Genomic DNA, 22,794 nt, shown 5'->3' on the forward strand with positions numbered 1-22,794 from the left:
TCCAAAATCTTCTTAGCCTTCTGCGTTAATGAATGGCAACAAGGCCACAATTCGAGAGCGTTTAATCGCCAATGTCAGGTGGCGCTGTTGCTGAGATGTCAACCCAGTAATCCGCCGAGGTAGAATTTTACCACGCTCGGTGATAAATTTACGCAATAAATCAACATCTTTATAATCGATGGGTTCTCCTGGCTTAATGGGCGACAGGCGACGACGATAATAACTCATCTTTACTTAATTTCCTTGTGAACAGTGTGTTTGTTACAGTGGGTACAGAACTTTTTCAGTTCTAAGCGGCCAGTGGTGTTCCGACGGTTCTTGGTGCTGGTATAGCGAGAAACGCCTGGAGAACGCTTGTCTGGGTTAGTACGACACTCGGTGCATTCTAGTGTCACTATTATGCGGGCACCTTTACTCTTAGCCATAATCTTACAAACAGTAAAGCCTGGAGAGATTTAACACAAATGACTATCTTCTCACATTTCGCTGCACTTTTTCAACTATTCGCTTAATTTTTAAATCCAGCGAATAGCCACGCCGCGAGGAAACGATTATAGTTTTAGCATAGCGGTCATGGAAAGCCTGCCGCATTTGAGTATCAGACAAGGCGGCGCCACAGTCAATTGCTAGAGGAAGCACTAGCAGTATAGCAGTGGGATTAGCCATTATATTGCTCAACCCAATGGAGAGTAGCAAGGCACAAGGGCAAATTATTCCTTCTCGCTGCAATAATGCCTGCAATTGGGGGATTCTGCCGACTATTTGCCCGTTTTGAATTTCTAAAATTTTTAAATCAAACGCCCAACGCCCTAAACTTTGTCCCTGATTGTTGTACACCACTAGCACTCGTAAAACTAGCCAAGTGAAGATAAAAACAAAGATTTGGACAAATTGTATCCCGATATTACCATTTCCCAGTAAAGAACTGACTAACCAGACACCAAGAAAATCTATCCCCAGTGCCATACCCCGGCGAATAATTTCTGCCTTGGGGTAGTGTTTTTGCGGGACTTTAACTATAGTCATACACAATAAGTGTTTATGTTTAGGTGTAGGGAATTATTTATTGCCCTTCTTTTTAATATTAAAGCGATAATTTAAGTACTTGTTGCATGAGTCTGTTTGGAAGTTGCCACAAGCAAAGATCAGCGGTTGGTTAACATCATCAATACTGAACAGGTGTCTCTACCATTTATTTGTATTTTTGAGGATTACCCACAATGACATCTATAGGCATAGCTGCTACTCAAATTTCAATCAGCACAATTATTCCTCTGCTGATTGCTATTAATGATCGTGATTATCTACAATTTAAGGAATTGGAAAGAACCTTTGTTGCCCAGAATAACATTGAAGTTTGGCAGGATGTTTTTAATTTCCGCATTTTACCAGCACTTGATCAGCAATCTAAAAAATGGCTATTAGAAGCGTGGTGTGCTGAGGGAATTGTTAGTGTGAAGGATTTAGTTTGATAGTATTCGTTTCTCGTTTCTCGTTCCCATACGGAGTATGGGAATGAATTCTAGAAGGCTCTGCCTTCCTCCTAACAGTAGAGTCAGAGCCTCTATGATAGCATTAAGAGTCAGAGACTGGGAACGAGATAAATCTTAAAGTTGGGTGGGTTAGCGACAGCGTAACCCACCATAATCCCTACAAAAAACTAAGCAATCAAACTAAAATCGCTACTAGTAAGGGTAATATCAAGATTCCCGATACGTGCAAACTCAAACACTGCTGCTGCACCCAGAACATTACCATCCTGGTTATAGAATAAACTACCAGTGCTTTGACTATAAACAATCCGAGCAGCATTTGCATTCACCAACTCATCATCAGTGACAACTGCAAAATTAGTTAAAGCTTGTCCGACAGTATTAGTAATGGCATTGAAGGTCGTTTTACTTAGAACAATTTTGTCTTGTCCTTGATCAAATTGGGTAATATAATCAACGCCTAAACTAGTGCTAAATACTCCATTGCCTTGGAAGCGGTATTGATCATTACCAACTCCACCATTGAGAATATCATCGCCTAGTCCTCCCCAGAGAATATCATTTCCTGCTAATCCTTGCAGTTGATCATTGCCTTCACCACCAACAAGCACGTTATCGAGACTATTACCCGTCAGACGGTCATTACCTGCACCACCTGTTGCATTTTCAATCACATTATTAGCAGAAAGAACAAGTTTGAGATTACTATTAACCGTCTGGGAAGTAACAACACCTAAATTTACATTCACAGCAGCATTTGTGCCAGTAAAGTCAATAGTATCCGTTCCCTCGGTTGTTGTTTCTGTAATCGTATCCGTTCCTAAAGCAGAATTGGCAACAAAAGCATAAGTGTCATTACCACCCAACCCAGTCAGAGTGTTATTAGCACTATTGCCTGTAAGGACGTTATTACCTACGTTACCTGTACCGTTGATAGTTGCAGTACCTATTAAAGTCAGGTTTTCCACACCAGCAGGTAGGATAGTAGTGTCGGCAGCAATTAGGGTATCAGTTATAGTCGTAGTTGCAGTTTTTACAGTACCAAGAGTAGCATTAGTCGAACTAGTCAGGGTGAGAGTGAAGGTTTCATCCGCTTCATTGAGAGAATCATTGAGAATGGGAATATTGATCTCTTGGCTAGTAGTAGCACCAGCCGCAAAAGTCAATGTTCCGGTAGTGCTGGTATAGTCTGAACCTGCTATAGCTGTACCATTGGCAGTCGCATAATTGACCGTAATAGATTTACTGCTGGGGTTGGAGAGAGTAACGGTATAGGTGACATTTTGAGGACTGGTGTTACCTTCAACGATGGTTTGGTTGGCACTGAGGTTAATGATAGGTTGAGTATCATTATCCGTAATATTCACCGTTCCTGCTTTGTTAGTAGTGCCAAAAGTGTACCCTGTACCTGTCGCTAAAGTGAGGATGACAGTTTCTGTTCCTTCAAAAATGTTGTCATCAATGGGATTAACCGTAACATTTGCTGTGCTGCTACCTGCAGCAAAGTTCACGCTAGTGAGTAAACTGGAATAGTCTGTACCGTTTGTAGCAGTTCCAGTCAGGGTAAATTTGACATTATTTAAAGCTACACTTATGTCTCCTGTCCGTGTCAGGGTAAAGACTCCTGGGTTTGCTGTCACCCCTGTAGCTGTTTCCCCAGCAGTAGCATCACTAGCAACAACGGTAATAACGGGTAAATCATCATTGGTAATAGTTCCCGTTACAGCAGTGGTAGTGCCAACAGTGTAGCCTGTACCTGTGGCTAAAATGACTTCTACAGTTTCATTAGCTTCAACGGTGGTATCTGCGGTGGGGTCAACGGTTAAATTTGCTGTACTGCTACCTGCGGCAAAGGTAATAGTTCCTGTTGTGGTTGTGAAACTTGCTGCACCTGTTTGGGTATAGTCTGTGTTGAAAGTGGCAGTTCCACCCACACCATAGTTAACGGTTAAGGCATTGGTAGTGTCACCTGTTCTGGTAAAGGTGTAAACCAGATTGGCAGTTCCATCTTCTGTCACACTGGCAGGAGATACAGCTAGGGTAATAGTGGGAAGACTAACAACATCATCATTAGTAATAGTACCCACCACCCCTGTAGTTGTACCAACGGTGTAACCTGTACCTGAAACTAAAGTTAACGCTACGGTTTCATCAGATTCAACGGTGGTGTCTGCTGTCGGGTCAACGTTTAAAGTTGCTATGCTGCTACCGACTGCAAAGGTAATAGTTCCGGCTGTAGTAGTAAAGGTAGCTGCACCTGTTTGAGCATAGTCTGTGTTAAAAGTGGCAGTTCCACCGACAGTAAAATTGACAGTGCGGGCAGCCGCTGTGCTGCCTGTTCTGGTAAAGGTATAAACCAGATTGGTGCTGCCATCTTCAGTCACACTACCAGGAGATACGGCTAGAGTAATGATGGGGAGGTCATTATCGGCAATGTTGACAGTGGCACTCTTAGCTGTACCAAGGGTGTACCCCGTACCAGTGGCTAAGGAAAGAATGGCGCTTTCTGTACCTTCAAAGATGCTGTCATCTATAGGTGTTACTGTGACGGGGGTAGTGCTACTTCCGGCGGCAAAGGTAACAGTTCCGGCAAGATTGCTGTAGTCAGTACCGTTAGTTGCTGTTCCTCCTAGAGTGTAGTTCACCGTTAACCCTTGACTTGTATCTCCTGTCCTGGTTAGGGTGAAGACTCCTGGGTTAGCTGTCGCCCCTGTAGCTGTTTCAGCAGCACTAGCATCGGTAGCAGCAACGGTAATTGTAGGAAGAGCCGCAACAGCATCATCATTGGTAATAGTTCCTGTTACCGCAGTGGTTGTACCAATGGTGTAACCTGTACCTGTGGCTAAAGTTAAAGCCACGGTTTCATCAGTTTCAACGGTGGTATCTGCGGTGGGGTCAACGGTTAAATTTGCTGTACTGCTACCTGCGGCAAAGGTAATAGTTCCTGTTGTGGTTGTGAAACTTGCTGCACCTGTTTGGGTATAGTCTGTGTTGAAAGTGGCAGTTCCACCCACACCATAGTTAACGGTTAAGGCATTGGTAGTGTCACCTGTTCTGGTAAAGGTGTAAACCAGATTGGCAGTTCCATCTTCGGTAACACTGGCAGGAGATACAGCTAGGGTAATACTAGGGAGAACAACTGTTGAGGTGATGGGAACTGATAACTGATTACCATTGGTATCGAATAAGGCTATATAACCATCACTGCCACCCTGATTAGTGTAGGTGGGGAAACTGCCATAAGTACGTCCACTAACGTATATATTGCCCTGATTATCAAGACTTAGACCTACGGCTTCATCAGTGGAAGTTGTGCCAAACTGTTTTACCCAGAGTTGAGTACCACTGCTGTTGTATTTAGCAATGAAGTTATCCCAACCACCCACACTGGTATTACCTGTAAAAGTACCACTGGTGTTACCAACTACATAGATATTACCTGCGCTATCGGTTTTAACTTCCTGGGAAAAATCTTGACCTGTTGTACCAAACTGTTTCACCCATGCTAAAGTTCCAGTAGAACTGTATTTTGCTAAGAAGCCATCCTCAGCACCTTTATTGGTATTACCAGCAAAAGCACCATAGGAGGTATATCCAGTTACATAAATGTTACCTGTGCTATCGCTGGCAACGCCAGTGGAATAGTCGTAGTTGTTTGTACCAAGTTGTTTCACCCAGGTTTGTGTACCATTGGTGTCATATTTGCTAACAAATATATCTGTACCTCCCAAGTTGGTACTGCCAGCAAAACTACCAGAGGTATCGCCTGTAACTAAGATGGTGTTGGTGCTGCCATCAAGAATGACGCTGGTTGCTTCTTCGTCAGAACTTGTACCAAACTGTTTTACCCAAGTTTGTGTACCATTGGTGTCGTATTTGGCGATAAAAGCATCATAGGCTCCCTGAGTGGTATTACCAGTAAAAGTACCCCAGGTTTTGCCGACAATATAACTATTGCCATTACCATCAACACTTGTACTATAGGCATAATCATCAGCGGCTGTACCAAATTGTTTGACCCAAGCTTGTGTACCATTGGTATTGTATTTGGTAATAAAGACATCAGAAGATCCCTGAAGGGTACTACCTGCAAAACTACCGTCTGTGTAACCAGTGGCGTAAACGTTACCTGCACTATCGTTACCTACGCCAAAGGCATAATCATTGCCGGTTGAGGTGAATTGTTGAAACCAGGTTTGAGTGCCATCAGGGTTATATTTAACAATACCTGCGTCAATGTTACCGTGGTCAAAATCGTAGCCGTAACCAGTTCCGTAAACATTGCCTGTACTATCGTTGCTGACACTATTTACGTAATCATCATAAACTCCACCATTCTGTACTGGCCAGGGATTGGTTGAGGCAGCAACTTGTAAAGTGTAGTTGGCATTATTCCCAGCAGCAGGTCGGAAAACTTTGACGTAATAGGTTCCTGCATCAACGAAGGAACTTACAACTTCATCAGCAGTTCCGGCTTTAATACCTTGGGCAAGAGTACGACCTAATCCATCAACTAACCAAACATTGGCATTAGATGTCAAATTGGTAAGTTTAAGTTGGACATTGCCGGTTGTGGTGACATTAAAGCGATAAAAATCAAATAGGTCTGTATCACCTACAAAGTCGGTGACTGATTGAGGACTGGAGAAGATTATCGCCCCTAAATCCTTAACTTGGTCTACTACTTCTAAGATTAAGTTCTTACCTGTGGAAGTTGGCGCAAAGGCGAGACTACTGCTAATGTCTATGCCTTGAATGGTATTAAAGCTCTTGGTTGTGGCAGAACCATAGGTTAAAACTGTGAATTTAGTACCAATGGTGGGTGTATAGCCACCGGTTAAATTCAGTTTGAGGATACCACCTACATCTGCTGCACCGGTAATGTTGAATTTATCAAAACTGGCAGCACTTCCTAATTCTAGGTTGAGTGTTCCTGTACCACTTTGGCTGTAATCACCAGTGATGTTGAGTGTACCGATGGTATTACCAGGATTAACTTGACCGCCGCTATTGTTAACATTACCTGTGATAGTTCCGATTCCTGTGAGGTTTCCACCTTGCAGGTTAAGAGGGCTGTTGTAATCAAAGGTGAGATTACCTCCACTAAGGCTAGTCGTTCCGGCTGTCTGAGTATAACCTCCTATAAATCTTAATGTCCCTTTCTTAACTTGGACTGTACCAGTGTTGTTGAAGATGCCACCAATGTAGGATTCATCTGTGGTTGTGCCGTTAGATTTGGTAAATGTACCAGCATTATTGAAAGTGGATAGAGTGCCAGTGAAGGGGGAAAAATCCGCATCACTTTGGAGGTCAATGGTTCCGGTGCTGGTATTATTCCAAATTGCGCCATTTATAGCATACAAATAGCTATTGCCAGTCCAGATAGTTGCACCTGTGGTTTCTAGGGTGGTTCCGTCTAGGGTTTGATTATTACTGAGGTTTAATGTACCACTGATGGTCTTTTTCCCTGTGCCAGTTAATGTACCACCACTCCAGTTTAGTTTGTTAGTGACATTGAAAATTCCTGTGACTGTTCCACCTTCAATGTTGAAGTTTCCTGCACCATTAATGCTATTGCCTGTATCAAAGTTGTAGGTGTTATTAGTAATTTTTAAAGTGGCTCCGGTATCAATATTGAAACTACCACTATTATTTCCTCCTCCATTCAGATTTAATGTTCCCTTCTTAACTTGGACTGTGCCTGTGTTGTTAAAGAGTCCACTAATATAGGATTCATCTGTGGTTGTGCCATTGGATTTGGTGAAAGTTCCGGCATTATTGAAAGTGGGTTGAGTGCCATTGTATTGGAAAAAATCTGCATCTCCCTGTAAGTCAATGGTTCCAGTGCTGGTATTGTTCCAAATTGCAGCGTTGGAAGCATAGAATGCACCATTCCCTGTCCAAACGGTTGCACCTTTGGTTTCTAAAGTTGTTCCGTCTAACTCTTGATAGCTACTCAGATTCAATGTGCCACTGACGGTCTTTTTGCCTGTGCCGGTTAATTTTCCACCACTCCAGTTGAGTTTGCTGGCAATTGTTAAAGCACCTGCTCCTGTCAGGGTTCCTCCAATTACCGTGACTGCTGGGGTTGACCAAGTAGAAGCAACGGCAACTGTAGTTGTTCCACTTTCAATGTTGAAATTACCTGCACCAGTGAGAGTATTACCTGTATTAAAGTTGTAGTCAGAATTCAGCTTTAAAGTAGCTCCGGCATCAATACTGAAACTACCAGTATTAGTTCCTCCTCCACCCAGCCTTAAAGTCCCTTGCTTAACTTGGACTGTACCAGTGTTGTTGAAGATACCACTGATATAGGATTCTTCTGTGGTTGTGCCGTTGGATTTAGTCAGTGTACCAGCGTTGTTGAAGGTAGATTGATTGCCACCGTTTTGATAAAAATCCGCATCTCCCTGTAAGTCAATGGTTCCAGTGCTGGTATTGTTCCAAATTGCAGCGTTGGAAGCATAGAATGCACCATTCCCTGTCCAAACGGTTGCACCTTTGGTTTCTAAAGTTGTTCCGTCTAACTCTTGATAGCTACTCAGATTCAATGTGCCACTGACGGTCTTTTTGCCTGTGCCGGTTAATTTTCCACCACTCCAGTTGAGTTTGCTGGCAATTGTTAAAGTACCTGTGCCATTTACGGTTCCGTTTGCCAGATTTAAAACACCATTGTTACTAACGGTACTCGCACCATTCAAGGTTAAGGTATTACCATTGATGAGATCGAGGGTTTGGGTTCCTGTGGTTGTACCGAGAGTTAAACCTGCTAGAGTTCTGTCGATATCTAAGAGAACGCTGTAAGTGCCACCAATGGTGATTTGAGCTATATCTGCCGAACCTGGGATGATACCTGTATTCCAGTTAGTACCAGTACTCCAGTTGCCGTTAGCTGCGGTTTTCCAGGAAATAGTAGCCATTGAGTGAAGTCTCCTAAATGATTAAATCAGTATATTTACGCTTAATGTTGGGATTAATTAATTATTAATCTAGTCTAGATACTTAAGAAATAAATAGAGTAGACTCGTTTCGAGTGACTTACTGTTGCAGCAAATCTCATTAATAAAAAGCATACTACTTTTATACGAAGAAGATATTGGCTTTAGATAAAAAACATAGTATTTTTACATAAATTTATTTATGCGATATAAAACACATTAAACTATTAAAAATTCAAAATGCCTATTTTAGAGAAGCAATACCATCGAGGGGAAGATCGAGGGCGGGGAAACCCCGCCCCTACGGGTTTGGCGATGAAAAACTGTACCTCAGTGATCTGAAAACCACTATAATATGGTGCGTTAGGCTAAAGCCATAACACACCCTACTTAAGATTTACTTTATACAAAACGGTAATTATTCACTATGCTGTCAGTCAGAGATGCAGAAGCTACTATTTTAAATGCTGTGCAACCGTTGGATAACCAGCGGGATATAGAATTTGTCGATTTATTGATGGCAAATAATCGCATTTTGGCAACTCCAATAATTAGTGCTTTGGATTTTCCCCATTGGGATAATTCGGCAATGGATGGTTATGCTGTACGTTATGCAGATGTGCAGCAAGCTAGGGCTGAAAAACCAATTATTTTGGAAGTTGTGGCAGAAATTCCCGCAGGATATAAACCCCAAGTTACTATTAACTCAGGACAAGCTGCACGAATTTTCACAGGTGCGGTGATGCCAGCTGGTGCAGATACAGTAATTATGCAGGAAAAGACTCATCGGCAAGAAAACCGCGTTTCTATCTTTGCTGCACCTCAACCGCAAGAGTTTGTCAGACATAAGGGAGATTTTTACAAAGCAGGAAGCGAACTTTTACCAGCAGGTATTAGTTTAACTGCGTCGGAGATTGCAGTTCTAGCGGCTGCACAGCGTGATCAAGTCAGTGTTTTCCGTCGTCCGCGTGTGGCGATTTTCTCTAGCGGTAATGAGTTGGTGATGCCGGAAGAACCGTTGCAATCAGGGCAAATTGTTGATTCTAATCAGTTTGCTTTGGCAACTTTAGTGCGTGAACTTGGGGCAGAAGTGTTACTTTTAGGAATTGTTAAGGATGATCCTACGGCTTTAAAAGAAATTATAGAGTATGCGATCGCTAATTCTGATATTGTTCTTTCTTCTGGTGGCGTGTCTGTAGGTGATTATGACTACATAGAAAAGATTTTAGAATCACTGGGTGCAAAAATCCATTTTCGGGCTGTGCAAATGCGTCCGGGAAAACCTCTGACTTTTGCAACTTTCCCCAATTCACTATATTTTGGTTTACCGGGAAATCCTGTGGCTGCTTTGGTGACTTGCTGGAGATTTGTGCAACCGACGATTAAAAAGCTGGCGGGACTTGCTAAAGGTTGGGAAGGGAAATCTTTAAAGGTGCGATCGCACTCCGAACTACAATCTCATGGCAAGATGGAAACTTATATTTGGGGTAAGTTACATCTGGTAAATGGTGTTTATCAATTTCACAAAGCCCAGGGTAATGATAGTTCTGGTAATTTAATTAATTTAGCTCAAACTAATGCTTTGGCGATCTTACCTGTGGGTAAGTCTTTGGTTTCTGCTGGGGAGGAAGTTTTCGTTTTGCAATTATAAATAGGAGTCAGGAGTCAGGAGTCAGGAGTCAGGAGAAAGAATTAATTTTTTGCTCTATTCCCTATTCCCTTTTTACTGTCACCTGTCACCTGTCACCCCTTCGGGGTGATGCCTCCGGCACACCTTTGGTGAACGCCACTTGCTCTATGCCGGGAAACCCGTCCACCGCAGTGGCTCACCTGTCACCTAATTAAGCTACTGCTTCGGCTTTTTCCTCTACTTTTGCTTTGACTGGTACATAGGGTTTTTCTGCACCTTGGGCTAAATATGCGGCTAGTTGACTTTCGATTTCATCGCGGACAATTTGCCGATATTCCATAAAATGCTCGATGTGAGCGCAGGTAGAAACGTATTGTTCCAGTACTTTCGGGTTATGCTTGAGAATGCTAAAGAAGTGATGCCAGAATTTCCAGCGGGTTTCCCGTTTAAAACCTTGTCGCCAAATCACAATTAGCAATGCTTTGATCACTATCCATTCTGGTGTTTTTGCTGGTGCTGTCCATTGGGGTGAACCTAACATTAGGAAACAGCGATAGGTGCGATCTAAATAGGCTACTGGGTCATATAAAGCACAGAAGGCTTCCACATATTCCCTGGCAAGTTCTTCTAATGGACGGGTGGGAATGAAATTCATCAATGTGGTTTGATTGATGTTTCCATCTTTGTTTTCCCGCAGTCTACCTTCTTTTTTCAGCCGATGCCATAGGGCTGTGTTGGGTAATGCTTGTAACATGGCAAAGGTAGTGGAAGGGATGGCTGCAAGTTCTGCAAATCTGACAATGCGATCGCCTGCACCAGCTTTTTCACCATCAAAACCAATAATAAACCCAGCCATTGGCCGCAGTCCAGCTTTAATGATAGTTTCTACAGATTCAGTTAAAGAACTGCGAGTATTTTGAAATTTCTTCGTTAGTTGTAAGCTATCTTCATCTGGTGTTTCAATCCCCAAAAATACCGCTTTAAAACCACAGTCAACCATCAACTCCATCATCTCTTGATCTTGCGCCAAATCAATAGAAGCTTCTGTGTCAAAATTGAAAGGATATTGATGTTCTGCCATCCAGACTTTTAACTCTTTTAGCAACAATTTTACATTGCGTTTGTTACCAATAAAGTTATCATCAACCATGAACACACCACGTCGCCAACCCAACTCATACAGATAATCTAATTCTGCTAAAAGTTGTGCAGGTGTTTTGGTTCTGGGTTTGCGTCCATATAATACAATGATGTCGCAAAATTCGCACTGAAAAGGACAACCCCGCGAAAACTGCACAGACATCATATCGTATGCATTAAATTCTAATAAATCAAACCGGGGAATTGGTGTAGTTGTCACATCTGGTTTTTCAGTTGCGCGGAAAACCCCTGATTTTTCACCTTTCTGCACTGCTTCCACAAACATGGGTAAGGTGATTTCCCCTTCATCTAAAATCAGGTAATCTGCCCCTGCTGCTTCGACTTCATGGGGTGTAGAGGTAGGATAGGGACCACCCAAAGCTACCAACTTACCACGTCTTTTCGCTTCCCGGACTTGCTCTAATAAATCTTGTTTTTGGACAATCATAGCCGAGAATATGACTATATCTGCCCATGCCCATTCTTCTTCAGTAGCAGCGCGGATGTTACGATCTACTAGCTTAAACTCCCATTCTTGGGGTAGGATAGCCGCCACTGTGACTAAACCCAATGGTGGTAATAGAACTTTTCTATCTACGAGTGCTAGGATTTTTTCATAAGACCAGAAGGTTTTGGGAAATATTGGATAAACTAGCAAGACACGCATAGTATCACCCCTCACGATTTATTTGTTATCTAACTGTAACTAAATTTAGGACTGATTGACGTTTTTACTCAATTTGCCGTTAGGACTATATTTTTTCTCTCAAAATAAATGTTTTCCGCTATACATCATCCATCTTGACATGAGTTTAGCAAAAGCTATAGGATGCAAATATTATCTCTTTTAATATTTTTCTCAACCCCGCAAAATTAATGGAACAGACTACTAGTTAGTTGCTCTGGGTATTTCCTACGTCTAACTAATACGCTTACTACTGCAAATATGCGCTCCCTAATTTACCAACATGAGAGTAAGATAGATTACTCAATCCTTACATTGAGTTGGATGAAATTAATCTTCTTCGACGATATGTTCCTAAATATGCAAGGAATGAATATTGGTTTGGCAGATTCTGTAATTACTCAATATGAATATCAGTTACTTGAAAAGTATTTTGAACTGGAAAAAACACCATCAAAAACCGCACTAACAGTAGGGGCATTGTCTCAAATGTGGGTATTTGCACTTTATGAGATATTGCGTCAATGGCGTGACCGAAAATACCAATTTAAGAAGTGGTTTGACAATGGTGCTATTGATGACAAAATTCAGCAATTGTCAAAGGGCGATGATTTAAACTTAGCCCAAAATATTCGCTCTCATCAATTAGAGGATTATAGAAATAGTCAGGAATTGAGACAAACATTAGATAAACAATGGTATCTCTTGGAACCCATTTATAGGAAGGTTGAGTTATACAGAATGAATCTGGCAAAACATTGCGCTCCTGGCAAAGACAATCTTTTACCCAGTTCTCCAGGGTACGGCAGAATAAATATGTTATGTGGAGCTATGGATTATGAGTTAATTAATAAGGATGGCTCGTATGACGTTCTTAATAGAAGGGATATTGCAGATGGATTAAGGGAAGTTTTTTCGCAGGTATAGTCATTGCTTGAGTATCTTGTATGAGTCCGCTAATCAATTAAATGCTTTGGAAGCTTGTAAGCTGCTGATGCTGGGTGAAAGGTTATTGCCGCCACTGATTGGAGTGAAATCGCTCTTATTGTAAATTTACATTATTAGAAATTACGCAAAATACCTCTGAAACTCTCTTCCTTTCGTGTCCTTCGTGTCTTCGTGGTTCATTCCTTCATAACTTCTGCCTTTTTGATTTGCATCAGGGCGATACCTGTGACGAGGGAAGCGATCACCTGAAATAACCCTGAAATAAAATAGAGAAAAGCGATCGCAATTTTATTTTAAATAGTCAGCAATAAACTACAATCCCATTAAAATTTTCAGCCTGTCTTCGACTTCTGCTAGTGTCTCTGAAGATACATTTCCCCAACACTTATCCAGACGTTCCACAGATATTGATCTAACGTCCTCACATTTAATAAAACTTTGGGTTTTCATCCCTCCCTCTGGAGAGTTAATTTTTACGTGAAAGGGGATTCCTTTATCTTTTGATGTAATCGGTAACACAACTACTAAACCAGATGCACCTTGATTAAATAGATCCACCGAAATAATTAAACAAGGGCGTTTACCAGCTTGTTCATGTCCTCGCACAGGATTAAGGTCTACTAGCCATATCTCTCCTCTAGCGATTTTTGCCACTAACCTTCAACCCCGTCCGCTATAGTTTGCTCCCATAATTGTCTCTCAGACATCTCCTCTTCCCACAGAGTTTCATTCTGTCTTAAAACAGTGAAAGCTTCATTGGCTCGTGTGAGAAACAAATACCTGCGATAATTTTCAATAGCTCGATCTAAAACTGATTGAATTGTCTCACCAGAGTCCTCTACCATCGTTAGCAGAGTTTTGTGTGTAGTTTCACTGATGCTAACTTTTAGTTCAGGCATGACTTTTTCTTGTTGCTCACTGACATCATTATAGCAGTTGCGAGGGCGATCGCATGAGATAAACTAGAGTAAACATCAGACTATCTGAGCAACTTTTCTTATGTTTGCTGAAACCTCCTCACGCTACGTTACGCGCAATCCTGAAATTTTAGGTGGAGAGCCAATTATTATAGGAACTCGTACATCTATCCGTGCTATTGTTGGTCTATGGCGATTGGGAATTATGCCAGAAGAAATCCCTAATCATTTACCGCATTTAACACTAGCACAAGTATTTGATGCCTTGAGTTTTTATTTAGATCATCAGGCAGAAATTAATGATTATATTGAACGAAATCAAGTGCCTCATGAATTGGTACATCCTTCTGTAAAAGCTGCACAAAAAGATCATTCCTTGGCTAAATTTGCAGGAATTTTAAGTGATGCAGAAGCCGCAGAGATAGAACATTCAATTGCTGAATGTCGGCGGGCAAATGCAAATGAGTGATAAAACTGCTTTTAATACTTCCCGATTTCAAATATTCATAAAAATGAATATGAACCTTCAGCCTATTCTAACTCGCCTCAAACAAGAACTCACTGACCTGTATGGCGATCGCTTGCAAAACCTCACCCTCTTTGGTTCTCAAGCTCGTGGTGATGCAGAACCCGGATCAGATATAGATGTGCTGGTGGTGCTAAAACCCCCCGTTAACCCAGGTGAAGAAATTAAACGCACAGGTAAATCGATCGCTGATCTTTCCCTAGAATATGATGTTGTCATTAGCTGTCTTTTCATGGATGAAACCCACTATCAAACCCGTAACGGTTCATTACTCAGGAATATCCGTAAAGAAGGCGTTTTGCTATGACCGATGAACAAAGAGAACTCCTATTGAAAGCTCAACAGAGTTGAGAAGCTGCAAAACTCCTACTTAACAACAACTTCCCAGACTACGCAACTTCTCGCGCCTACTACACCATGTTCTACATTGCAGAAGCATTTCTAGAAGGTAAGGGACTTTCATTTTCTAAACATTCAGCCGTTATTGCCGCCTTTGGGCGAGAATTTGCCAAAACTCAACAAGTGCTAACGGATTTTCACCGATTTTTGATTGAAGCACAGGAACTGCGAACCACTGGCGACTACGGACAATTAAACGCTGTCACAACCGACCAAGCGACAGAACAGATTGACCGCGCAGAACAATTTTTGTCCCTAGCAATTCAGATGATGGGTACAATATAAACATATTCATATATTTATTCCCTGAGCAACAATGGATTGGCAAACTCGAATTATCATTGCTCCAAATATCTTAGTCGGTAAACCTATCATCAAAGGCACACGACTAGCAGTAGAATTTATCATTGATCTTCTTGCTCAAGGCTGGAGTAATGACGAAATTTTGCGTAATTATCCAGGTGTTACTATTGCAGATATCCAAGCCTGTCTTGCCTATGCTAGTGCTTCTCTAAAATCTGAAAAAGTCTATGCTATTCCTGCCTAAATCATGCGGTTTCTAGCTAATGAAAATTTCCCCCTGGATGCGGTTGAAGCTTTGAGAAAAAACGGACATGATGTAGCTTGGATTAGAATAGACTCACCAGGTATTTCTGATCCTCAAGTATTAAGTCGCGCCAAGCAGAAAACCGTATTCTCTTAACCTTTGACAAAGATTTTGGAGAACTGGCTTTTCGCTCACAATTACCTGCTACAACTGGTATCATCTTATTTAGAATAAAAGCACCGTCTGGGGCAGTAGTAGCTGAAAAAGTCATAAAAGCAATCGCTCTGCGCGATGATTGGTATGGGCATTTTAGCGTTGTTGAAGATGACAAGGTGAGAATGAGGATTCTTGAAAAATAAGGGGATGTAGAAAAATTTTCCCTGATTTGAGATTTTTCAAGTCACCTTAAAAGGCTATTTCTACAACATTCATTTCCCACCTTTGACACCGCTAATTTTTAAAATATCACTCATAGTTGCACAGTAATTTGGCAAGTCGAAACTAGCGGGATTAATAGGATGAGCGTAGGTAAAATGGCGATATTTCATGCAAAACCTATCCCATGCAGCCATTTGAATCCGAAACAAAACAATAATCACATTAGCTAATGACAAAGATAGAGGAATGCGGAAGTAAATCTTTTTGCCCAAGTAAGCGCAGACTTCCTTTACGGCTTGATTAACGCTTAATCCAGATTGACCTAAAACAAATCGCCGTGGTTCTTCTTTTTGGGGAGGATAATCAATTAAATATTGAACGACAGTGGCAATATCGCGTCCATGAATAAAGTGAAAACTGCCATCTGCTTGTAAGAAGCGAATTATATCAATATATTTGGTAACTTCGGGAATGCCTGTTGTGACAGCGGAATAAGGTTTGTTGTCATCACCACCTAAAACAATGGTGGGGAAAACGGTGGTAATTTTAGGATAAATGGCTAATTTTTCGATTTTGTGCAAACAATCATACTTAGACCGAATATAATCTGTACCGATTTCTCCGGCTTCCTTGAGTGGTTGGTTGTTGTAATTTAATACACTGGCAGTGGAAAAATATATTACCTGTTGACATCTTTCTGGATTTAACAGGTTCATCAACTCCAGAGTTTTAAAGACATTAATATCAAATATGCCTTCTCCACCCCAAGAGGTCGCTGTTAGTACTGCCGTATCAATGGTTTTTAGTAAATTAGAAAACTTACTAATTTCTTGCATATCACCCTGCAAAATAGTGATACCTGAACGGGCTGTAGTATCAACTTGCAGTTTATTTGGGTTTCTAACGAGTAAGTATAATTCGTGATTGGTGTTTTGAATTAAGGCTTCGCTGATATAGTGACCGATACAGCCACTTGCGCCGGTGACTAAAATGCGTTTTTTGGTCATGAAATTTTCAGGTTTGGTTGTTAATGTCAAATTTAGCCAAGTTCTAGACTTGTTACCCCAAATATACGGTTAATGGGCAAGTCTGGAGTTTCTTTAGTGTACATCCGGGCGGCTTCAAATACTGGCTGCATTTCGTGGCGTTGTACTAAAGCGATCGCTTGTGAGTTAATATCTGGAATATCTATAAACACGGAAGAATCAATACTTTTAGTTAGCAAGGCTTGAAATATTTCCTCAGCAATCTCTTCATTGTTGGCAAATAGCGGACCAATTCTGTAACCTAATTCGCTGGGTCGAATGACTCCGTAACCCGCCAGATGTCCATCTTTGAGAACACCCCAGGCAGCACTATCTGGTAAAGAGAGCCAATTTTCTAGAAATTGCGATCGCAAAGAGGGGAAAAATTGACGATCATAAGCTACTAATTCCTGAAAAGGAACTGTTTTGAGTGGGACAATATCAGAAGATACCACACCACTGCCCATCCCTTGGTAGCGAAGATGTTTATAGGCGATGTGAAAACCGGACTTTTTGTAGTTCTCTTGTTGGGCAATTACCCCATCTAAGCCGATGTTTCGGTTATTACCAAGATAGTCCATTGCTGCTTGCCAGAGTTTGATCCCAAAACCCTGCCCTCGATACTCTGGTTTGACAATATAAAAACCTAGAAAGCCGAAGTTTTGATCGTAAGCAACAGCGGAAATACAGCCAATTGGTTCACCGTTTAACTCGCCCAATAAAAAGCCCTGCGGGTCAGTCTGATAAAAAGACTCAGCATCATAAATACCTGGATTCCAGCCTTCAATTTTTGCCCATGTAATGGCTAAATCTACTTCTAGCCTGCTCATTGGGCGAATTTTTAAGGTGTCTGTATTCATAATAAGTACCTGGGCAAAATTAATTTAACATTTTTGGAACAAACGAAAATCTCTGTATTCCTTATCTGTTCCCTGTTCCCTGTTCCCTGTTCCCTATCCCAAATATAAAATTTATTTTGCACGACTACTTATTTTGCTAATTCTATGAATCAGTAGATTAACTTTTTTTCAATAGGGTGAGGATACCTCATCCCTACTGAATTGGAGAGAACAACAGTATCCAGCTATACCAAAGCGTTGAGGTTTTTTGCGGTTTCAAAGAAGAATGCGACGTTTTCCTCTGGTGTTTCTGGAAGTACACCATGTCCAAGGTTGAGGATGTGTCCCCAGTTGCCGGCTTTGCGAACGGTGTCCAAAATGCGATCGCGGATGAACTCTTTAGAACCAAATAACACACCCGGATCAAGATTACCTTGTACTTTGACGTGCTTACCCAATCTAGCTCTAGCATCTGCCATATCTACTGCCCAGTCTACAGTAATGATATCTGCACCAGAGGCAGGCATTCTTTCCAAAAGTCCTGCACTACCTGTCACCAACAAAATTAATGGTGTGTCAGGATGAGTTTGTTTGACTTTCTCAAACACCATTTTTTGATAAGGTAAAGCAAAGGTATCATAATCTTGGGGGCTTAATTGTCCTGCCCAAGAATCAAACATCTGCACTACTTGAGCGCCGCAGTCAATTTGATAGCGCACATAATCTGCAATCGACTCAGCCAACTTAGTTAATAGCTGATGCAGAATAGTCGGATCTGAGAAGGCCATGTTTTTGATGATGGAATAGGTTTTAGAACCTTTACCTTCTACTGCATAAGCCGCTAATGTCCAAGGTGCGCCAACAAAGCCTAACACCGTTGATTGATTGCCTACTTCTTGTCGTAACGACTGCAAAATCGTTTTGATAAACGGCAGTGCTGATTCTGGATCTAGGGGACGCAGTTGTTCGATTTGTGATTGAGTGCGTATGGGCGAATAAATAATTGGTCCCTTCCCTTCCGCAATATCCATGTCAATCCCCATTCCTGGTAGAGGAGTGACAATATCGGAAAACAAAATTACTCCGTCGGGTTGGAAAGCTCTCCAGGGTTGGAGGGAAACTTCTATCGCTACTTCAGGAATTTCTGAGCGATCGCGGAATGAAGGATATTTATCCCGCAAATCCCGATATGCTTTCATATATCGTCCCGCTTGTCGCATCATCCATACAGGGGGACGATCTACTTGTTCACCACGAGCAGCCCGAAGAAGGAGAGGAGCCGTTGAGGAAACACCCATTTAACACTTCATCCTAAGTCACTTTTATATTTCACTGTTTAGCTTATCATCCTCAGATTACGCTTTATCAACACAGATCAAAAGCTCTTAGGATTGCTTTACTTTACTTCATAAAACGTTATATATTTCAGATTCCCTGTCTTTGAGTTCTTCGACTCAGTTATTCTATCAGTAGATAAATGGAATCAAAACAAATGACTAATGACACTATTGCTTATACTTCAGATTATTTCCAGAGCGTAGCTTTTGATACTGACTACCAGGCTTTAGCTTTATATATTGTGGAGATTTATGATCCGAAAACATTAGTAGAATTTGGTTGTGGGCCTGGACATCTCAGTAGAGAACTAGCAAAACTAGGGGTACAGGTTACATCTGTTGATGGTTATTCTCAGCCGGATTTTGCTGGATTACCAGTAGAATTTTATCCTCTCAACTTAAATGATCCGATAGCGATCGCTAACTTTTTCCACGACAAGCATTTTGATCTAGCCGTGTCATTAGAGGTAGCTGAACACTTACAACCAGAAAGTTCACCTATTTTGGTGAATTGGCTAACTAAAGTTGCACCAGTGGTCGTATTTTCCGCAGCCGTTCCTAGTCAAGGTGGACATGGGCATATTAATTTGCATTCCCGTGATTACTGGCACAACTTATTTACTCAATCTAATTTCGTGATAAGCGATCGCATCCGTGAGAAATTACGCACTCATTCTACCGTTGCACCTTGGTATCGCTACAATGTCTTAGATTATGTTCACGCTAACCATCCGCAAGTTCCCCAACTAACCGAAGTTATTCAACGCTTAATTGCCTCTGAATCTGCCGCAGCTACTGCTTATTACGAAGAATCAACAAAGCTTTATCTTCTAGAACAAAAAACCGGAATTTGTAACTAATTAATTACTCTTCCAAATTAGTTCTAAACGCTCTTGAGCCTCTTTGAGTGCTTGTTCAGCAGAAGATTTCCCTAGTAACGTGGACTCAATTGCTCGACCAAGACTATCAGATAAACGATTGTATCCAGCAATAATTGGTCGAGCGCGTGCCACAGACATTTGTTCTACAAAAACTTTTAACCAAGGTTTAGAATTGAGGTATTGTTGATATTCTTGACTTTGAGTAGATTTAATATTCACAGGTAAAAAACCAGTACCCACAGCCCATTCTGTTTGAAATTCTTCACTTACCACAAATTCTAAAAACTTCATTGCCGCCTTCTCTCTTTCCGGCTTAGTCTTCATCACATAAAGATTTCCACCACCAATCACCGTGGCTTTCTCAACATTAGTAGGTATAGGAAATAGTTGATAATCAACTTGAGATTTAGTAATATAAGTCCAGGGTCCCGTTATTTGCATTGCTACACGACCGGCAAGAAAATCATCCTCTTCATAACCCCGTTCTGGACCAGAAAGAATTGCTGAACCATCTTTAATTAAATCTTCCCAGAATTTTAAAGCTGTAATAGCTCCAGCATTAGTTAAATTTGGATGGCCATCAATTACTATTTCACCTCCAGCACTTAATAAAAACGGAAACCAACTAAAAATAGTCCATTCTTCCTTTCCTAAAGGTAGTAATATGCCATGCTGGTCTGGTCGCTTGTCGCCATTTTTATCTATAGTCAATTTTTTGGCAACTTCCCGCAGTTCTTCCCAAGTTTTGGGCGGTGATTTTATTCCCGCAGCTTCAAAAAGTTGAGGACGATAAAAAATAGCCATATTACTTGTATATAGAGGAATTGACCACAAGTGACCATTTAATTTTAATTCCTCCATTGTGTTGGGAATAACTTCCGACTTAAATGGTAATTGGTCAAACCATTCTTCTACAGGAACAATTGCTCCCAGTTCTACAAACTGACCCGTAAGTTGAGGATAAAATGACAGAATATCTGGAGAGGCATTACCAACAACAGCCGTTAATATTTTTGGTAATCCTTCTGCGTAGACAGACTCTACTTGAATATCACTATGTTGGTGATTAAATTTTTCCACCAGTTTTTCAAAAACATCCCGGTTTGTCGGGGGATTAATTGATTGCCATAAAGTCAGATGAATGACGTTATTATTTTTGTGTAATGTAGTCTGACAACCCGATACAAATATCAGAACTAAACTGATAACAATTCCAAAAATTACGTAAAAATAACTTCTGATTGGGAAGAAAGAAATCTTCATTTTTATACCAATTACTTAATCTGAGGAAGAAATCTTCTCTAAAACACTCTTAGTAATACTTGTTTCTGCCCTTGTGTAAATATATGTTTCTGGGTTTGTAATGTTTTGAGTTTTGAATATTTTTTCTGCTCGTTCCCAGAAATCTGTATCTTCACCATAAGCTATATTATCAAATCCTTTTAATTCAAAAAATACTCGTCTTTTACCAAAAAATGTGGGACCTAAAACACATTCTCGTAAGTTAATAGTTTTGCCTGGTTGAAAATAATCGGCAACAAAAATTTCTTCTTCGGAAAAGAATCCACCTTGTAGTAAATCAATTTCAGGATGAGATTTTAGATATGTAATACGTGATTCTAAATGATTAGGTTTATAGCTATCATCACTATCTAAAAATGTGATATATGGACTAAATGAGGCTTGGATACCAACATTTTTAGAATATGCTAATTTGCGGTTTTTATGTTTCAAATAACGGATGTTTTGAGTTTTTTGTAAATAAGGATTGACAAGTTCAAAAGTATGATCATCACTGCCATCATCAACTACTAACAATTCCCAATTTTGAAAAGTTTGATCAATAACACTATCAATACATTGATTTAAATATTTGGCGCGATTGTATGTACATAAGATGATACTAACTTCTGGTTGGATATCAAAATTAATAGGACTCATGGCAATTTATATTTATAGATTGTGAATTTTATTTCTCAGCAACGATACAGGTAGCGACGGGATAATCTGGATGAAACGCATCTAGTTCTTCAGATGTTAGTTCTTCTACAGCAATGCCATGATAACTAGCTATGACAGTGGTAGGATTACCATAGACATACAACTTTTGCTGAGAGAAGTTTCTAAACATCCATGCAAAGGCATCAGGTAAAGGTCGCCAATAGTCCATTGGTGTAGCATGAAGTCTAATAGCACTGGGAACCATTGCAAAACACTTTCCACCAGGTTTTAGCCAAGTGTAGATATTTTCTACTATTTGCCAAGGTGCATAACAATGTTCGAGAACGTTAAAAATTACAATTGAATCAAAGGATTCAGGTTGAATTAAAGATGTATCATGGGCATCACCAACTATATCTATTCCTGGACCTGGTTCTATATTCATAATTTGATAGGATGTACCTTCTTTAACTTCATAGAAGTCTTTATCTTTTGGTATTCCTCCTATTTCTAGAATATTTCCAGAAATTTGCGTTTGAATTTCTTCTAGATATTTGCTGAGATAGTATCTATCTACGGGTGTACCTCTGGTTAAGCCAAACGCCTGACAAATAGGAACAGTCTTTTTTAAATCACCCCAATCTATAGAACCTGTTGCCGGGGATAGCAAACCAAGTTTTTCTAGATGTTCTACTAAATTGCGGAATGCTTCTATATTTGCAATAGATTCTAAATCATCTTTTAATTGATTATTAAAAAATAATTCTGGCAAGACTTGGTAAGTTTCTTGGCTAAGTTCACAAAGTTCAAATAACATTTCTTTTTCGATAAAGCTCCGAAACCCTTTACCAAAAATTGTGATTTTGCCATCTGCTAAGAACACTATGGCATTGGGAATTAAATATTGATATTGGTCTAGAGCCTCAATTAATCTTTCTGGAACCGAAGCTGATTTAATTTGTTGAAATATTTGGTAGGCTTTTTCTAAACAATGTTCGTGAACGAATATTTCTAGTATTGTTAACCACGATTTGGAATTAATAATTTCTGCTGGGCGCTGACTCCAAGCAAAAATTGCATACAGATGAGAATCTTCGATTTTTAAGAAAGCATTGCTTACATAAGTCTTAATCATAGGGTTTTTTATGATTTTTATTATAAACTGCGATT

General features: G+C 40.5%; 20 protein-coding genes and 2 pseudogenes. 9 read left to right on the forward strand and 13 right to left on the reverse strand.

All coding sequences use genetic code 11. From position 1 onward, the window contains the following. Positions 1-12 precede the first annotated feature (12 nt). From rpsR to H6G59_RS12030, 3 genes are read right to left on the reverse strand one after another with little or no spacing between them, the layout of a single operon-like run. Positions 13-228 carry a 30S ribosomal protein S18 gene (gene rpsR, locus H6G59_RS12020; protein ID WP_016952137.1) on the reverse strand — a complete coding sequence of 72 codons (216 nt, stop codon included), beginning with the start codon at positions 226-228 and terminating at the stop codon, positions 13-15. A gap of 2 nt (positions 229-230) precedes the next feature. Then, positions 231-425, reverse strand: coding sequence for a 50S ribosomal protein L33 (rpmG, locus tag H6G59_RS12025; protein WP_013193232.1), 195 nt, complete (start codon positions 423-425; stop codon positions 231-233). A 43-nt stretch (positions 426-468) separates the two neighbouring features. Next, positions 469-1,026, reverse strand: a complete 558-nt coding sequence (locus H6G59_RS12030) for an RDD family protein (protein WP_190714701.1) — start codon at positions 1,024-1,026, stop codon at positions 469-471. Positions 1,027-1,220: 194 nt separating this feature from the next. Between H6G59_RS12030 and H6G59_RS12035 the strand changes: the two genes are divergently transcribed. Continuing rightward, positions 1,221-1,472, forward strand: coding sequence for a hypothetical protein (locus tag H6G59_RS12035; RefSeq protein WP_190714704.1), 252 nt, complete (start codon positions 1,221-1,223; stop codon positions 1,470-1,472). A gap of 188 nt (positions 1,473-1,660) precedes the next feature. Here H6G59_RS12035 and H6G59_RS12040 read toward each other — a convergent pair whose 3' ends face one another. Next, a complete protein-coding gene (locus tag H6G59_RS12040) occupies positions 1,661-8,413 on the reverse strand; it encodes a Calx-beta domain-containing protein (RefSeq protein WP_190714706.1) in 6,753 nt (2,250 codons plus the stop codon). Between the two features lie 445 nt (positions 8,414-8,858). On the opposite strand from H6G59_RS12040, the gene H6G59_RS12045 reads away from it, so the two are divergent. After that, complete coding sequence (locus tag H6G59_RS12045) at positions 8,859-10,082, forward strand: molybdopterin molybdotransferase MoeA (RefSeq protein ID WP_190714708.1); 1,224 nt, start codon at positions 8,859-8,861, stop codon at positions 10,080-10,082. A gap of 190 nt (positions 10,083-10,272) precedes the next feature. Here H6G59_RS12045 and H6G59_RS12050 read toward each other — a convergent pair whose 3' ends face one another. Next, complete coding sequence (locus H6G59_RS12050) at positions 10,273-11,868, reverse strand: B12-binding domain-containing radical SAM protein (protein ID WP_190714710.1); 1,596 nt, start codon at positions 11,866-11,868, stop codon at positions 10,273-10,275. A gap of 378 nt (positions 11,869-12,246) precedes the next feature. Between H6G59_RS12050 and H6G59_RS12055 the strand changes: the two genes are divergently transcribed. Beyond that, positions 12,247-12,813 (forward strand): hypothetical protein, encoded by a 567-nt coding sequence (locus H6G59_RS12055; RefSeq protein ID WP_190714712.1) that lies wholly within the window; start codon positions 12,247-12,249, stop codon positions 12,811-12,813. A 333-nt stretch (positions 12,814-13,146) separates the two neighbouring features. Here the strand turns inward: H6G59_RS12055 and H6G59_RS12060 are convergent, their stop codons facing one another. Together H6G59_RS12060 and H6G59_RS12065 are read right to left on the reverse strand one after the other, a co-directional pair. After that, positions 13,147-13,488 (reverse strand): type II toxin-antitoxin system PemK/MazF family toxin, encoded by a 342-nt coding sequence (locus H6G59_RS12060; RefSeq protein ID WP_190714714.1) that lies wholly within the window; start codon positions 13,486-13,488, stop codon positions 13,147-13,149. After that, the gene (locus H6G59_RS12065) at positions 13,488-13,733 is read right to left on the reverse strand and encodes a toxin-antitoxin system protein (protein ID WP_190714716.1); all 246 of its coding nucleotides are present in this window, start codon (positions 13,731-13,733) and stop codon (positions 13,488-13,490) included. Before H6G59_RS12065 ends, H6G59_RS12060 begins: the two co-directional genes overlap by 1 nt. Positions 13,734-13,833: 100 nt before the next feature. Between H6G59_RS12065 and H6G59_RS12070 the strand changes: the two genes are divergently transcribed. The 5 genes and pseudogenes from H6G59_RS12070 (at position 13,834) to H6G59_RS27345 (ending at position 15,582) form a co-directional block, all read left to right on the forward strand. Then, positions 13,834-14,220 (forward strand): DUF433 domain-containing protein, encoded by a 387-nt coding sequence (locus H6G59_RS12070; RefSeq protein WP_190714718.1) that lies wholly within the window; start codon positions 13,834-13,836, stop codon positions 14,218-14,220. Positions 14,221-14,263: 43 nt separating this feature from the next. Then, positions 14,264-14,584 (forward strand): nucleotidyltransferase domain-containing protein, encoded by a 321-nt coding sequence (locus H6G59_RS12075; RefSeq protein WP_190714721.1) that lies wholly within the window; start codon positions 14,264-14,266, stop codon positions 14,582-14,584. Between the two features lie 56 nt (positions 14,585-14,640). After that, positions 14,641-14,961, forward strand: a pseudogene (locus H6G59_RS12080) (HEPN domain-containing protein); the annotation flags it as partial. Between the two features lie 31 nt (positions 14,962-14,992). After that, positions 14,993-15,223 (forward strand): DUF433 domain-containing protein, encoded by a 231-nt coding sequence (locus H6G59_RS12085; RefSeq protein ID WP_190714724.1) that lies wholly within the window; start codon positions 14,993-14,995, stop codon positions 15,221-15,223. A gap of 3 nt (positions 15,224-15,226) precedes the next feature. Beyond that, positions 15,227-15,582: pseudogene (locus H6G59_RS27345) on the forward strand (DUF5615 family PIN-like protein). Between the two features lie 69 nt (positions 15,583-15,651). Here the strand turns inward: H6G59_RS27345 and H6G59_RS12095 are convergent. From H6G59_RS12095 to hemE, 3 genes are all read right to left on the reverse strand, one after another. Beyond that, the gene (locus H6G59_RS12095; RefSeq protein WP_190714725.1) at positions 15,652-16,608 is read right to left on the reverse strand and encodes an NAD-dependent epimerase/dehydratase family protein; all 957 of its coding nucleotides are present in this window, start codon (positions 16,606-16,608) and stop codon (positions 15,652-15,654) included. A gap of 32 nt (positions 16,609-16,640) precedes the next feature. Further along, the gene (locus H6G59_RS12100) at positions 16,641-17,486 is read right to left on the reverse strand and encodes a GNAT family N-acetyltransferase (protein WP_190714727.1); all 846 of its coding nucleotides are present in this window, start codon (positions 17,484-17,486) and stop codon (positions 16,641-16,643) included. A 224-nt stretch (positions 17,487-17,710) separates the two neighbouring features. Then, on the reverse strand, positions 17,711-18,763 hold the full coding sequence (gene hemE / locus H6G59_RS12105) for a uroporphyrinogen decarboxylase (RefSeq protein WP_190714729.1): 1,053 nt from the start codon (positions 18,761-18,763) through the stop codon (positions 17,711-17,713). A 194-nt stretch (positions 18,764-18,957) separates the two neighbouring features. Between hemE and H6G59_RS12110 the strand changes: the two genes are divergently transcribed. Next, a complete protein-coding gene (locus H6G59_RS12110; protein WP_190714730.1) occupies positions 18,958-19,662 on the forward strand; it encodes a class I SAM-dependent methyltransferase in 705 nt (234 codons plus the stop codon). Here H6G59_RS12110 and H6G59_RS12115 read toward each other — a convergent pair whose 3' ends face one another. Genes H6G59_RS12115 through H6G59_RS12125 form a run of 3 tightly spaced genes read right to left on the reverse strand, consistent with a single transcriptional unit; the run spans position 19,663 to position 22,759 of the window. Next, complete coding sequence (locus H6G59_RS12115; RefSeq protein WP_199332023.1) at positions 19,663-20,946, reverse strand: ABC transporter substrate-binding protein; 1,284 nt, start codon at positions 20,944-20,946, stop codon at positions 19,663-19,665. It abuts the gene before it with no gap. 15 nt (positions 20,947-20,961) lie between these two features. After that, positions 20,962-21,624 (reverse strand): glycosyltransferase family 2 protein, encoded by a 663-nt coding sequence (locus H6G59_RS12120; protein ID WP_190714731.1) that lies wholly within the window; start codon positions 21,622-21,624, stop codon positions 20,962-20,964. A 28-nt stretch (positions 21,625-21,652) separates the two neighbouring features. After that, positions 21,653-22,759, reverse strand: a complete 1,107-nt coding sequence (locus tag H6G59_RS12125; protein WP_190714732.1) for a class I SAM-dependent methyltransferase — start codon at positions 22,757-22,759, stop codon at positions 21,653-21,655. Positions 22,760-22,794: the final 35 nt, after the last annotated feature.

The organism is Anabaena lutea FACHB-196 (assembly GCF_014698305.1).
In the GTDB taxonomy this organism is placed as follows: Bacteria; Cyanobacteriota; Cyanobacteriia; order Cyanobacteriales; family Nostocaceae; genus Anabaena; species Anabaena lutea.

Excerpts from the sequence above, each read along its gene's own strand:
- rpsR (WP_016952137.1), bottom strand. The coding sequence starts at position 228 with ATGAGTTATTATCGTCGTCGCCTGTCGCCCATTAAGCCAGGAGAACCC.
- rpmG (WP_013193232.1), bottom strand. The coding sequence starts at position 425 with ATGGCTAAGAGTAAAGGTGCCCGCATAATAGTGACACTAGAATGCACC.
- H6G59_RS12030 (WP_190714701.1), bottom strand. The coding sequence starts at position 1,026 with ATGACTATAGTTAAAGTCCCGCAAAAACACTACCCCAAGGCAGAAATT.
- H6G59_RS12035 (WP_190714704.1), top strand. The coding sequence starts at position 1,221 with ATGACATCTATAGGCATAGCTGCTACTCAAATTTCAATCAGCACAATT.
- H6G59_RS12040 (WP_190714706.1), bottom strand. The coding sequence starts at position 8,413 with ATGGCTACTATTTCCTGGAAAACCGCAGCTAACGGCAACTGGAGTACT.
- H6G59_RS12045 (WP_190714708.1), top strand. The coding sequence starts at position 8,859 with ATGCTGTCAGTCAGAGATGCAGAAGCTACTATTTTAAATGCTGTGCAA.
- H6G59_RS12050 (WP_190714710.1), bottom strand. The coding sequence starts at position 11,868 with ATGCGTGTCTTGCTAGTTTATCCAATATTTCCCAAAACCTTCTGGTCT.
- H6G59_RS12055 (WP_190714712.1), top strand. The coding sequence starts at position 12,247 with ATGCAAGGAATGAATATTGGTTTGGCAGATTCTGTAATTACTCAATAT.
- H6G59_RS12065 (WP_190714716.1), bottom strand. The coding sequence starts at position 13,733 with ATGCCTGAACTAAAAGTTAGCATCAGTGAAACTACACACAAAACTCTG.
- H6G59_RS12070 (WP_190714718.1), top strand. The coding sequence starts at position 13,834 with ATGTTTGCTGAAACCTCCTCACGCTACGTTACGCGCAATCCTGAAATT.
- H6G59_RS12075 (WP_190714721.1), top strand. The coding sequence starts at position 14,264 with ATGAATATGAACCTTCAGCCTATTCTAACTCGCCTCAAACAAGAACTC.
- H6G59_RS12085 (WP_190714724.1), top strand. The coding sequence starts at position 14,993 with ATGGATTGGCAAACTCGAATTATCATTGCTCCAAATATCTTAGTCGGT.
- H6G59_RS12095 (WP_190714725.1), bottom strand. The coding sequence starts at position 16,608 with ATGACCAAAAAACGCATTTTAGTCACCGGCGCAAGTGGCTGTATCGGT.
- H6G59_RS12100 (WP_190714727.1), bottom strand. The coding sequence starts at position 17,486 with ATGAATACAGACACCTTAAAAATTCGCCCAATGAGCAGGCTAGAAGTA.
- hemE (WP_190714729.1), bottom strand. The coding sequence starts at position 18,763 with ATGGGTGTTTCCTCAACGGCTCCTCTCCTTCTTCGGGCTGCTCGTGGT.
- H6G59_RS12110 (WP_190714730.1), top strand. The coding sequence starts at position 18,958 with ATGACTAATGACACTATTGCTTATACTTCAGATTATTTCCAGAGCGTA.
- H6G59_RS12115 (WP_199332023.1), bottom strand. The coding sequence starts at position 20,946 with ATGAAGATTTCTTTCTTCCCAATCAGAAGTTATTTTTACGTAATTTTT.
- H6G59_RS12120 (WP_190714731.1), bottom strand. The coding sequence starts at position 21,624 with ATGAGTCCTATTAATTTTGATATCCAACCAGAAGTTAGTATCATCTTA.
- H6G59_RS12125 (WP_190714732.1), bottom strand. The coding sequence starts at position 22,759 with ATGATTAAGACTTATGTAAGCAATGCTTTCTTAAAAATCGAAGATTCT.